This is a genomic window from [Scytonema hofmanni] UTEX 2349 (assembly GCF_000582685.1).
In the GTDB taxonomy this organism is placed as follows: Bacteria; Cyanobacteriota; Cyanobacteriia; order Cyanobacteriales; family Nostocaceae; genus Hassallia; species Hassallia hofmanni.
The window spans coordinates 2579736-2592821 of sequence record NZ_KK073768.1 but is presented as its reverse complement, the minus strand read 5'-3'; the positions used below and the strand labels follow the sequence as shown (position 1 = coordinate 2592821).

At 38.9% G+C, this 13086-nt stretch carries 12 protein-coding genes and 1 pseudogene; 1 reads left to right on the top strand and 12 read right to left on the bottom strand.

From position 1 onward, the window contains the following. Window positions 1-7: 7 nt before the first annotated feature. The 8 genes from TOL9009_RS0116500 to TOL9009_RS0116465 form a co-directional block, all read right to left on the bottom strand. Window positions 8-1057, bottom strand: a complete 1050-nt coding sequence (locus TOL9009_RS0116500) for a hypothetical protein (protein ID WP_038296390.1) — start codon at window positions 1055-1057, stop codon at window positions 8-10. A 180-nt stretch (window positions 1058-1237) separates the two neighbouring features. Continuing rightward, on the bottom strand, window positions 1238-2038 hold the full coding sequence (locus TOL9009_RS0116495) for a hypothetical protein (protein ID WP_029633767.1): 801 nt from the start codon (window positions 2036-2038) through the stop codon (window positions 1238-1240). A gap of 254 nt (window positions 2039-2292) precedes the next feature. Next, window positions 2293-5037 carry a hypothetical protein gene (locus TOL9009_RS0116490; RefSeq protein ID WP_029633766.1) on the bottom strand — a complete coding sequence of 915 codons (2745 nt, stop codon included), beginning with the start codon at window positions 5035-5037 and terminating at the stop codon, window positions 2293-2295. Then, window positions 4994-5362: a hypothetical protein gene (locus tag TOL9009_RS0116485; RefSeq protein ID WP_029633765.1), complete on the bottom strand. Its 369-nt coding sequence runs from the start codon at window positions 5360-5362 to the stop codon at window positions 4994-4996. The genes TOL9009_RS0116490 and TOL9009_RS0116485 overlap by 44 nt, the downstream gene beginning before the upstream one ends. A gap of 39 nt (window positions 5363-5401) precedes the next feature. Next, window positions 5402-6028, bottom strand: coding sequence for a hypothetical protein (locus TOL9009_RS0116480; RefSeq protein ID WP_029633764.1), 627 nt, complete (start codon window positions 6026-6028; stop codon window positions 5402-5404). Between the two features lie 299 nt (window positions 6029-6327). Then, entirely contained in the window at window positions 6328-6621 is a 294-nt protein-coding gene (locus TOL9009_RS45740; protein ID WP_144238256.1) for a hypothetical protein, read from the bottom strand. 9 nt (window positions 6622-6630) lie between these two features. Continuing rightward, window positions 6631-8373 (bottom strand): carbamoyltransferase family protein, encoded by a 1743-nt coding sequence (locus TOL9009_RS0116470; protein ID WP_029633762.1) that lies wholly within the window; start codon window positions 8371-8373, stop codon window positions 6631-6633. Window positions 8374-8388: 15 nt separating this feature from the next. After that, complete coding sequence (locus TOL9009_RS0116465) at window positions 8389-8964, bottom strand: YdcF family protein (RefSeq protein ID WP_029633761.1); 576 nt, start codon at window positions 8962-8964, stop codon at window positions 8389-8391. 8 nt (window positions 8965-8972) lie between these two features. Here TOL9009_RS0116465 and TOL9009_RS0116460 point away from each other — a divergent pair, with 8 nt between their 5' ends. After that, window positions 8973-9152 (top strand): hypothetical protein, encoded by a 180-nt coding sequence (locus TOL9009_RS0116460; protein WP_029633760.1) that lies wholly within the window; start codon window positions 8973-8975, stop codon window positions 9150-9152. An 11-nt stretch (window positions 9153-9163) separates the two neighbouring features. Here the strand turns inward: TOL9009_RS0116460 and TOL9009_RS0116455 are convergent. From TOL9009_RS0116455 to TOL9009_RS0116440, 4 genes and pseudogenes are all read right to left on the bottom strand, one after another. Then, window positions 9164-9346: pseudogene (locus TOL9009_RS0116455) on the bottom strand (Uma2 family endonuclease); the annotation flags it as partial. A gap of 168 nt (window positions 9347-9514) precedes the next feature. Then, complete coding sequence (locus TOL9009_RS0116450) at window positions 9515-10705, bottom strand: glycosyltransferase (RefSeq protein ID WP_029633758.1); 1191 nt, start codon at window positions 10703-10705, stop codon at window positions 9515-9517. Continuing rightward, window positions 10702-11904 (bottom strand): glycosyltransferase, encoded by a 1203-nt coding sequence (locus TOL9009_RS0116445; RefSeq protein WP_084763229.1) that lies wholly within the window; start codon window positions 11902-11904, stop codon window positions 10702-10704. Before TOL9009_RS0116445 ends, TOL9009_RS0116450 begins: the two co-directional genes overlap by 4 nt. 12 nt (window positions 11905-11916) lie before the next feature. Further along, a complete protein-coding gene (locus tag TOL9009_RS0116440; protein WP_029633756.1) occupies window positions 11917-13062 on the bottom strand; it encodes a glycosyltransferase family 4 protein in 1146 nt (381 codons plus the stop codon). Window positions 13063-13086: the final 24 nt, after the last annotated feature.

The window sequence follows — 13086 nt, the reverse complement described above, 5'->3', positions numbered from 1 at the left end:
TTGAGATTTATACCCTCTCCTTAACCCACGAAGCCGTATTGCTGATAGCACTAAAGACTGCAAATCCTCCCGCAGCAGCCACAAATAAAGATACAATCGGGGCTAAAATTCCTAGAAAAATTATAAACCACATTAAGTCTGGATCGGCATTGACATCCTGTCCTGGTCCATTAACAATAACTGTGGCAGTTAAGACAGCAATAATATTAAATGAAATCTTAGAAATTCCTATCGATAAAAACCCAGTCAGCCATGCAAAAATGGGTTTACCAGCTACAGGTAGTAAAGATGCACCCACAGCTAACGGTCCCAAAGCTGCTATCAGTAACATTGTCGCTTCTATCAAGTTTTGGAAAGCATATTGCAATGAAACTAAAAAGTTTTTGATACTAATTTGGACTGTAGAACCTAAGAAAGAATCAAATGAATTTTCCGAGACGCTAGCTGTATTATATGTAATATTATTTACTTTATTTTCTAGTCTATCTATCCAAGGTTTATCACCGTATAAATTTCTATATTCCACCCAGAGAGTGTCAGCTTTTTCCTTAGCTTTGACAAAGCATTGATTTTGTTGCTCACCAGTTAGTGACTGACAAGGACGCAATAAAGAACCGGCTATTTCTTCACCAATAGTCATATTTAGTGCTTGCTGATAAGTTTGATTTGCGTCTGCTGTTGTCACTACTTGCTGATTCACCGTATTCAGAAAATTCCTGACTCCTAATGTTAAATTGGACAATACAGTGCCATTTCCGGAATTGGTTAATAGTATGACTACTACAAAAGGCCAAATTAAAGCTGTTATTGGACGGGAAAAATCGCTGTTGATAGCATCTTGTAGCCACTGTACCATAAAAAACAGTAGGGTTCCTACGGCAAAAAATACACCTAAACTTGTCAGCGCTCCATATAAGTTATTAATAGTATCATTTTGTAATAAATCTACCCATTGTTGATCCCAACCTTCGGCAATACTTGTAGCAGTTGTGGCTCCATTGCCGAGAACATCATTTATACCGATTTGAATTAAAAAAGTTGGGGAAATATCTTTCATTTTTATAGCTTTCCTTTAAAAGGAAGTTAAGGCTCAATTAAATTATTTATGATAAGTGTAAATAAAGGTTTCTCGTAGTAAGGGCTACTCTACGGTAAAGCTCCGCTAACAGCCCTTATAAAGGAAGATTTGAGCGGTAAACCGCTCACTACGTAAGAATAGGTTCAAAAATCATGATTTTTAGTTGTTAAGTTTTCTGCCAAACAAATCTGCTTGGGAAGTGGTTCGCAAAAGTCGCGCTGCTTCTGCGGATGCGTCTACTCTTCTCGCACGATTTGTATCTTCCATTTGCTGAGAAAGACTTGCGAGATTTAAGTTAGTGTATTGCAAAGATTGATTCGTCTGTATTGTTTGACCAAGTGTTTCGGCTACAATTTTTACTTGTTCCCGTTGAATTTTAGTTTGTTCGTATTGTAAATTGGTTTGCTCGCGGATACCAAGCAATTGTCCTACTTGTCCTGCAACTGAAGCATTAGTCCCAAGTTGAACAATTTTATCTTGAATATCATTGAGAAAATTTTGTTGATTTTCGTCTAGATCCTCGTTAAATACGCCAATACTTTCCAATCTATTTTCGGTATCTTGTAGCTTTGTTTTTGACCTAATTTGACCATTGATACCGAGAATACCTGAGGCTGAACTACGAGTAATTAAACGATTTATTTCATTATTAACTGAAGTTGAACGTACCACAGGATTATTTTCAAACTTATCTGATATGGAGTTGAGAAATATATCAATACTAACTTTTTCTCCAGCATCAACAGGATTAGGTATATTCAATTCCCCTTTTGCGTTATCAATGGCATTTTGAGATTGAAATTCTACAGGTTTTAAACTGTCGTTTACATTATTTGATAAATAATTTTGTAAATCTGTAGAATATGATTGAAAATCTGTCCAAACTTTGCCTAGTTGTGCTGTGGCTGGTAGAACAATGAGGAATGATAGAGAAAGTGTCAAAAGGGCGATTTTTTTCATAGTTCTGAACCTGGAAAAAATATTTAGAGGAATTTAGTACTTTATTCTTTTAAGTAGTTCAACCATATTAAAGGCAAAACCTCTCCCTGACTTTGACTGGCGTCAAAGTCGTCCCTCCCCTACAAGGGCAGGGAAATGTACTCTCCCTTTTCTTGTAGGGGAGGGAAATGTACTCTCCCTCATAGAGTAAATGTACTCCCCCTTCCCTTGTAGGGAAGGGGGTTGGGGGGTTAGGTCTTTTTAAAATTGCCATGTTAACTACCACGTAATGAAGCCACTAACTGACGTGCAAAGGCAGAAATTGCTTGATATTTATCGCTGTATTCTCGCATTATTTTACTCCGTGCAGCTTGTTCATTGGGGTTGTTAGCAACTACTGCTAATTGTTCGTAACCTGGATAATAGCGACAAAAGGTATAAATACCGTTATTATCTAATAGCCATTGGCTATAAATGCCTTCTTTGCGAGGAAAGAAGCCTTCTGAAGCATTACGAGAAATAATTTCACGGGGATATTTTAATATTTGGATGAAACTATCGACGGCAACGGGTTGAATGCGTCCGATTAATCGTGTTGATAAGTTTTGTAAAATTTTCGATGCGGCTTTAGATTTGGCGATGGTATCGGGGTCTTGTGCTGATAAAATAACTCTAATTCCAGCTTTTGCACCATTGGCACAAATTCTGCCAACTAAGTCAGCAATTTGGTCAAATTCAAATAAAATTGGTGCTTCATCAATGAAGAATATGGAAGCTGGACTGCTGAGTGCGCGTCTTAATGCTGCTGAATAGGCACTTAAAGATAGGATTGCTGCATCTTCATTATCTGAGAGGTTTCTCAGAGCAAAAACCAAAAGTTGTGCATCAGTGGGAAAGCTAGATGGTGCAGAAATCGATTGTCCGACGCGACTAGAAAGCCAAAATCGCAACCGCAATTGAATTTGACTTAAGGCATCTTCAACTCTGCCACTTAGAGAATTAATTTGTAGATGTTCTGTTGTGCAGAAATAAAGAAAATCTCTTAATGTGGGGGTTTTCTGCCAAGCTGAAGTGCCAAATCCCCCTGCTATTGCGATTCGATATCGCTCTTTTATACCTTCATCAGCAAAGAATGCTGTTAAAGCCAAATTAAGAAGCGATCGCACGGTTTGAGATAACAGTGGATTTTCTGTAGATGAGCCTAAAACCATTGTCATTAAGGCTGATTCTAAAAAGGCAGTATAATCGAGCAGGCGATCGCGCTGTTGTTCTGGATCTAGCGATCGCAAATCTGGTTGCTCAAACAAGTTATTCGATTGTTTAGAAATATCAAAATATGCTCCACTGTCCTCCATAAACTCTGTATAGTCGGTGAAGGTAGATGTGCCATCTGGTTTGGGGAAATCTAACGCCACTACTGGAATACCATGTGCCAAAGCTTGAGTTAAAATTCCTGACACCAATACTGATTTACCAGCGCGAGTTGTCGCGAATAGCGCTAAATTTTTATGCTCGTTAAATAAATCTAAGTATACCGGTGTTCCTCCCTCCTCGGCAATCAATTCAAAACCTTGGCGATCGCCGACTTTAGTTAATACTAAAGGCATTAATCCGGGAACTTCACTGGTTAGATACAACTGCCGACGGTTGAAGGGTTTTGCTAACAATCCTTCCCAAACTATCGGTAAAGTTTGTAGCCAAATTTTCCAAGCATATTCTGTTTCTCTAATTACTCTTGCTGGACGTTGAAAACAGTTTTCAATATATCTTATTGCTTCGTCTAATTTACCCACAGTTGGACGATGTACAAAAATTGCTATCCCCGTATAAATAGGTACTGCACCTTCATATAATTGTTCTTGTGCTGCTACGGATTTTCTTAATTTTAATTGAGCGTTGACATCAATGGTTCGGCTTTTTTCTTGAGCCATTGTTGCTGTCACATTCGACTGCTTCAACACTCGTTGCAAAGTGTTTTTTACTATTGCTGGATTTGCGGCAGTTAACTCACAAAAAATCTCTGTATCAACAACCGTTTCTCTTGCTAACAATTCCCATAAATAGCGCAGTTGAGAAGATTTATTTTGCCAACCACCAGGTTTTTCTAAAAATGTTAATGCCCCAATATAATTATTTTTAACATGAACCCACGAGCGATCAGCACAAGGTACACTAGATTCCATCAGCAAAGTTGTACTGTGGACATTATCTATAAGTAATTTGGTACTAGCTAAATCTGAATGAGCTTCTTCGTGCAGTCCATTTTCATCTAAAGTCATTAATTGGGGAATATCTATCGGTGGGGTATCATTAAATCTTCTCCATATTTCTCCCCAAAGTTCTTCACTAGTCAAAGGCTTAACATCCAATGCCATTTGATTAGATAATATTTGTTCCCAGCGACAAAAACCTTGTTTGTAAGCATTGCTCACAATGGTTTCTATGCGCTGATTTTCCACTTCTGCCATATCACCTTTGAATTTCAACCACCACAATTCAGCTTTTGCCAAAAGCTTTTCTATGGAATCATCTGCATTGGTGGAGTTTGGTTCAACGGTATAAGTTACATAAATTTTGAGAAATTTCGGTTTGCGAATACCAGAAGCTGTAAGTTCTTTTGTTCTTGCTCTTTCCGCCATTAAGAGGTATTTTATATCTTTAGATGGCGTTTTTTTGATGATTGAGTTTAGTTCTTTTTGTCGTTTTTCATCGGAGCTAAAAGAACTCAAATGAAAGGTTATTCTCTCATTAGCTGGAATGTCTTTTAAACCCGATTCAATATTATTAAGAATTACATCTATTTGGTCTGTTCTTAAAGTAGTATGAATACCTCGACATTCAAAACCAAAAACAAAGCAAAATCTATTTTTTTGGCTTCCCTTTGTCAAAAGATAAGCACCTATATCACGTCCACCAAGTGAGATGCGTAACATTGTCGCTAGGTGTAAAGCATCTTCAAATGGTGTTAATCTCTCGCTACCTGCGATGCCGACGCTTTGTTTTCCGATTTTTTGCTTCATGGTTAACGAATAGTATGCTTTGATAACGAGCAAAGCCTCTAGTCCAAGCTGGAACACCAACAAATTTACTTAAAAATCGCCAACTCCTACCACCTGTTAATATCCACCAAGTTGCCATTCCCCAAATAGTAATTAGTATCGTCCACAACCATTTTTGAAAGTCATCCGGAAAAATTCCTCCAAAAATTCCATTGATGATAAAATAAGCAGCTAAGGCAATAACCGTCCAAGGAAGGACTTGATCGGCGGGAATTGGTCCTAATGAAGGTTGGCTTCCTAAAATTTGATTGACTGGACGAAAGTCTTTTTCTTTGTCTTGAGTCATGGAAAATTTCTTAGCTTTTTTTCATTTTAACTCAATAAATTATGGATTATTATTAGGATTGCCAATTACAAAGCCTGTGAGAACATCAGCAATTGTGACAGCGACAACTACTAATAAGGGAGTTCTGGCGATAGTTTGCCAATCTTCGTCTTTGCGAACTGCATTAATAACACCAATCAAAGAAACTGCTATGTAAAGTAGGTAAAGTGCTCGCAACACGTTGAATATTAAACTAACTGCTTGGGTACCATTGTTTGCTGTTGCATCTCCTGTTGTGGTGAGATTCTGTTTAAAGAAATCTTCGGCTCTCTTAAAAAATTGGGCTTGTGCGGGAACTGCAAAATAGTCTAACCAAAATAAACTCAGGACGATCGCTACTGCTAATATTTGTAACAATATGAGCGATCGCCTGGGTAGATGAACCTGCTGCCCAATTTGCTGTATAATTATTGTAATTAGACTACCCACAAGTAGACAAAAAAGCAGGATGGGGCTTTTGAGGCTGATAACGCTTAGAAGTACTGCACAAGCAATCAAAAATGGCACAGATTCAATCAGCCAAGAACACCAGTATTCGAGTGTTACTCTCAATTTAGGAGATATCTTCCTAGCACTACTAGTCAAAGTTTTGATAAAAACTATCTCATGAATACTTTGTCTGGACATGAATTTTAGTGTTACTTGTGACAAATATATTTTATACATTATAGAAGAAGTCGTATCAAAATTCGTTGTGCTAGGCATAACTGCCAATATTATAGTTAACTTATCCCATCCAGTGCCGCAGAACTTCTGTAAACCTGAAAAAATGCCTTTCAGGGTTGGAAAAATTAATCAAGCCAGAAAAAATATACATTAATCAAAGTTGATGTCAAGTATAATTTAGAGGCGATCGCCAAAAACCCTAAAAGACAACTACTAGCCTGTCAAGATAAAAATGACGGTTGTAGAGCAATACGGTTCAGTTAAGGATAATTGTAGGTTGGGTTGAACGAAGTGAAACCCAACAAACCCCCCGAAAATGTTGGGTTTCGTTCCTCAACCCAACCTACGCAGTTTAAAGTTTTTGACGCTAACACCAACCGTATTGGGTTGTAGAGACGTAGCAGTGCTACGTCTGTGAGCGGGTTGTGGATTTGTACACAACCATCAAAATAAAATTGACAGACTACTAGTACACCATCGCGTTTGCCCTGCCTCTCGTAGAGTAAGGGAACAGGGAACAGGGGAATGTGCAATACCCAATGCCCAATACCCAATGCCCACTATCAACCAACAACTTTGATATCACTGCGTTCTACATAATAAGAACCCAAAACAATAGCATCCATATGAGTTCTTAAAAAACACAGAATGGCTTCATTAGGAGTTCTAACGATGGGTTCATTTTCGTTAAGGGATGTGTTGAGAACAATGGGAATACCAGTGCGTTGAGCAAATGTATTTATCAAGTCCCAATAAAGAGGATTGGTACTGCGACTGACACTTTGTAAACGTCCTGTTCCATCAACATGGGTAACAGCAGGAATTAGCTCTCTTTTTTGAGAGCGAATTTTAAAGACTTTTTCCATGAACGGTGCCGGTTCATCGATTTCAAAGTATTCGCCGACTCTTTCTTCTAAAATGCTAGGAGCGAAGGGACGAAACTTTTCTCGGAATTTGATTTTCAGGTTGATAATATCTCGCATATCAGCACGACGTGGATCGGCTAAAAGTGAGCGATTACCTAAAGCTCTAGCTCCAAACTCCATCCTACCTTGAAACCAACCGATTACTTTACCTGCACACAAAGCATCGACAACATGATGTAAAAGTGCATCGCGCTCTAATTTTTTGGGTTGCAGATTGTGGTGTTGCAAAGCTAACAAACATTCTTCATCAGAAAATTCTGATCCCCAATAAGCATGATCTAGGACAAATTTTCTCGGTTGTTTTAGCATTTGATGCCAAACGTAAAAAGCTGCACCAAAGCATGTGCCGTTGTCAGCCGCACCTATGGGAGTGTAGACATTTTTAAAGGGGGTATTTTGAGTGATTTTGCCATTAGCGACAGAATTCATCGCTACACCACCCACCAAACAGAGATTTTCGCTCTTGTAGCGATCGCTTAAACGATTCAGCAGATGAAAGATAATTTCTTCAGTCACAGCTTGCACAGATGCAGCGATATTTTGATGCTTTGATGTCACTTCCGATTTCGGATCTCGCGCTGCACCGAGTAATTTTTCTAACTCTGGGCTGTGGAATGCTTGGACAGTTGGAGAACCACTTTCCCAATTCATTGCAATACCTTGAGTGTGGTGGTTAAAGTAGTCGAGATTTAATTCAAAGCTGTCTCCTTTGGGATATATAATTCGACGAAACGCTTCTAAGTATTCAGGTTCGCCATAGGGGGCTAATCCCATAACTTTATACTCATCACCGTAGGCAGGAAAGCCCAGGTATAAAGTAATAGCATTGTAAAGATAGCCGACGGAATGAGGGTAGTGAGTGCGAGAAAAATATTCTAATTCGTTACCGCGTCCAGCAGCCGAGAGAGTGCTGACAAAATCTCCCATGCCGTCGATTGAGAGAATTGCCGCTTCTTCAAAAGGAGAAACAAAAAAACCACTAGCTAAATGGGTGGTATGATGTTCTAAATTGTGGATTTTTGCGTGGATGTCTTCGCTTTGGCAGTGACAGACATCGGCTAATTCTTGCAGAAGACTCGCAGATTTGCTTTGCTTGTTAAATCGATCCAAAAGCGATCGCACAGAAGGACGATTTTGCAGGGTAAATAATAACTTGCGATTTAAGTTGGCTTTGGGATTGAAAGATACTGCAACATGAGCTAAATCTGCGGCACTAATACCACCCACTTTTAAACAATAGCGGATAGATTCTGCTGGAAATCCCGCCCAATGTTTAACTCGATTAAACCGTTCTTCTTCAACTGCGGCAACGAGTTCACCGTTTTGGATTAAGCAAGCTGAAGCATCGCCATGATAAGCGTTAATTCCGAGGATGTTCATGTTGGTTTTAATGTACTAATTAAAAGTGTTTTTCAGTTCGGCTCCGGTATAGCCTGTAAAAAGCCAGACCAAAGAGCGAATACAATCACGTAGGATGTGAGTTCGGGGTTCTGGTGCATTGATCGATGGAGCAGAGACAGCAGTAAATGTTATACCTTGGCTACCAAGAATGATGGTGGCGATCGCCTCTGCTCTGGGCATATGAAAGCTGGAAGTAATTAGAAACAAGTGTTGTATATTGTGTTGTTTGAAGTCATTCACTAGAGAGGTAAAGTTAGTGACTGTATCAACAGCACGACAATCAATATGCACGCGTGTCAGAGATATACCTGCGGTTTGAAAAGTTTTGTGTATCTCGTTTGGGCTTGAACCAGAAGATATCCAGATATCTAGGGATGGATACCACCGTGCTAGATCCGCAGTCAAACTTTCCCGCTCCGATCCACCACCTAAGATAAAGAAAGCTTGGGGTTGGGGAGCTTGGTAGGAGGCGATCGCTAATCGAATTGGAATGATACTCAGTAAAACAAGGATAAAACCTAGAAGAGCAAATATCCAATATTTCTTGGTCAGTAAATAAAATCCTTTCATCTAAGAGGATGGAAAGAAAAGTTTTGGGCGAATATAATTCGCTACTACACTGGCATTGTCCGGATGGTGCGCGGACTAATACAAACATCTTGGCTTTCCAACCCACGGAGGTGGGTTTTGTTTGTGTAGCCGCGAATTATATTCGCCAAGGCTTTAATTTTCGTGTAGCTGGTTTGTGCCCAGAATAAAGACCTTAAGTTTACGAAATTTCTTCCGGATCAATCCCCATAGCCCGAAGTCTTTCAGCTAATCTAACAGCTTTTTGTTCGGCTTGTTCAGCCCGTTGACGTTCTTGTTCTGTCCGTTGACGTTCTTGTTCAACTAACTCACTTCCCCAAAGTAATAAATTTCCAGATTTATCCCACCAGCGTAACCAATAACCCTCAAACTCTGCTTTTTTACCCATCCATGGTTATAGGGGGTATGGTATTTCGCGGCTGAACTTGCAAAGATGTCATGGTCAGAGGCGATCGCTAAAGGTATCCATTTCTTCTATGATAATGTGCTTCCAATTCATATTTTATTCAACAATCATCCATAAATTTTCTGCTTATTTGTGAATTGACTTTTGCTCAAGGATAGCTTGATAAGCGGTGCTTAAATTTTGAGCGATCGCACTCCAAGAATATCGGCTATTCACCAGATGTTGACCATTTTCACCTAACTGTTGTCTAAGGAGTGGAGATTTGAGTAATTGAGCGATCGCCAAAGCTAAAGTATCCTCTTCTCCCTCCACAATTAGTCCAGCTTTCGATAAAGCAATTTCTGGAGCTATTTGCACACCAGGAGTGACGATTACTGGCAATCCCACTGCCATAGCTTCTGCGACTGCAATACCAAAGTTTTCGGAAAAGGATGGCAAAACAAAAATATCAGACCCTTGGAGGAGCAATTGTTTATCCTCTCCTGTGACGAAACCAGCAAATGAAGTTTGAGAAGTTAAACCGCAGTTTGCTATTAAATTTTTCAGATCATCAACATAGTCTGGCTCTCCTGCACCAGCTAAAATTAGATGGAAATTGTCATTTTGAGCAGCGAGTTGTTTAAGCGATCGCACCAGCAAATCGGGACGCTTTTTGTAATGGAGACGAGAGAGAAACAGCACCACCGGTATCTCACTCCCAATTCCATAAACATAGTGAAGCTTCTGTTTAGCTTCTGGTAAATAAATTGGCTGATTCACTCCTAAAGGTAAGGTAATCGTAGGAGTCTTAATGCCAAATTTGCGGACATCTTCGGCTTCACTAGCTGACGTGGAATGTATAGCAGCAGCACGATTCAAATTATGTCGCTCAATCAAAAGTGTATATATTTGTTTTTTGAGACGACTTTGGGCTAAAGCCCAAGGCTCTAATTGTCCCATCGTTCGGATTGTGTAGGGAATACCTTGCCATCTCGCAATTGTCCCGGCACAGCTAGAACCATAGGAAAATAGATAGTGAATATCCAATAAGTCGTAATCTTTGATATGCTGCCAAAGCCAACGAGTCAGTGCTTCCGAGAAAATAAATTCCTTCATTCGATGAGAATATCGGGGCAGAAACCATACAGGAACTTGCTGATATTCGACACGTTCATTGAGGGGTACATCTAACACTAATTTATCTGAACCATTATCATTAGTCGTGGCAATTTCAGTGTCAACACCACATTCACGCAAAGCTTTAACTAAATTCAAAACTACTTCGGTTGGTCCCCCTAAAGTTGGACTAACTGAAGGGATAACATGTAAAATTTTCACCTGGAATTCATTAAGCTAGCTAGGGTTTGTTTGAACTTTTCAAAACCGAAGGTATCTATTACTTTCCGCCGAAGAATTTCAGGCTGATACAAGATGGGATGGGGATAAGTGCCTTTTAAAATTTGGATCAAAGATTGAGCGATCGCTTCCACATCATCCGGGTTGACTAAAACACCTAATTCTCCCCCGCAAAGAGCATCAATTGCTCCATCTTGATTGCCTCCCAGCACCGGTTTGCCACAGGCTAATGCTTCTAAATATACAATCCCAAAGCCTTCCCCTTTACTGGGCATGGCAAAGACATTACAAAGATTGTAGTAGTCACAAAGTTCATTGTCAGGTATAAATCCTGCTAAAGTAACGCAATCTTCCAAACCCAGTTGAGTAATTAGTTGCTCAATTCGGGGGCGATCATCGCCTTTGCCAACTATTATGTAATGAACATCTGGAAGCTGACGCCTAATTTTAGGTAAAGCTTGAATAATTTTATCATAACCTTTGTAGCCATCAGCACTTGCTAATCTAGCCACGGTTAAAATAATTGGCTGTTCAGGTTTTAGTCCGTATCGCTCTAATAAATATTTCGGTTTATCTGCAATTTTGAAGCTACTGCCATCAAATGTATTAGGTAAAATCGAGATTTTACTAGGATCTAAGTTCTGTTCTTTCAGCAGGCGATCGCGTGTGTAATTACTCACTGCTAGAATGCGATCGGCATGAAATAAAGCAGTTTTGAGGGTAGGATTTGTAATATTCCAAGCATCAACACCGTGAGCAACAGTCCAATAAGGTATACCTTTGAAGCGTTTTAGTAAATAGGCAACGACCGTAAAATTCAAATGAGAAGTGATAATCAGATTAGGGGTTTGCCAAATACCACATTTGAAAATTTGAGTAGCAAAGGCAAGCGTCCTTAACTTTATATACCACTTACCTGCAAAGTGAAATCGGGTGTTATTTATAGAAGAGACATTTGATAAGCAGCGAGTATCGTGTTTGAGAAAAACATCATATTCTGTATGAGGATACAAACTTTGTAACGCTTCGAGCAAGAAAGCTGAATAGACCTGTACACCACCTTTAAATTCAAAAATATTAGGAAACCAGATGTGTAAATGCTTATATTTTTTATATTTGCGATTATTTTTGATGTTTCTATCCTGATTTAACAAATAATCGGAGTCAACATTTATCTTCATCATACGAGATATTCACATAATTTTAACTTGATTCAAAGATTTTTCGCCAATGACTTGCTGATAAATTTCAATATATTGACTAATCATTGTTTCAACTTGAAATCTTTGGCAATTAACAAATCCTTTTACTTTATATTCTTCTAATATAGGAAAATAGTCAATAATTTTTTCTGCGGCTTTTTCAGGTTTATCCGGTTCTATATATATAGCTGCTTCTCCTCCTAAATCATTCATCGGAGGACGGTTTGATGTAAACACGGGACAACCACAAGCTTGAGCTTCTATAATTGGCCAGCCAAACCCTTCATAAAGGGAAGGAAATAGTAAGGCAGTAGCAGAAGAATATAGCGATCGTAAATTTTCATTATCAACATTCACTAACTCTATAACTTTTTGAGTCATATTATGCATGTTAATAAACTGCCACATTTCCGCTGTTATGGGTTTACCAGCCATGACTAAATAAAAATTGGGCTGTTTTAGTTTCAGCATTAACTGATAAAAAATTTCTAAAACTCCCAAACGATTTTTGTACCAAAAATTTCCCCCAACATGAAGAATAAATTGGCAATTTTGAGGAACTCCTAAAACTTCTAAACGTTCCTTAGCTTCTATAGTTGTCATTGGGGTATAGGGATAGTTTAACCCCATAGGAATACAAGATACAGCACTTTTAGAAAGAGAACTAAGACGTAATACATCGCTTCTAGTTTGTTCGGAAACGCACACAACTTTTTCAGCTTGATTTAGCCCCTTCATCATCATTTGCTGCAATTGTTTCCCAGTCCATCCAGTTTTATATTGAGGAAACTCTCCCAAACCAGAACGAACGGCTAATAAATCATGACAAGTTACAACATGAGGTACGTTTCTCAAATATTTTATGTAAAGTGCATTCCCTTGATCGCATATATGAACTACGTCTGCCCAAGATAATGCTTGACGCAATTGTGATGGAAAGAGAATTAATTTATCAATATAGCCTAACCATTTTTTTAATAACTCCGAAGATAAACCAAGTCTCCCAAAATACGGTATTGGACGAATAATACGCACTTGATGACCAAATTTAGTTAAATAAATTTCCAGCATAGAAGCAAACCTATCCATGCTTTGTATGGCATCTGGCTGATAATTACCTATCAATAAAATTTTCATTTATTGCTATGAGTCTGGCTTATT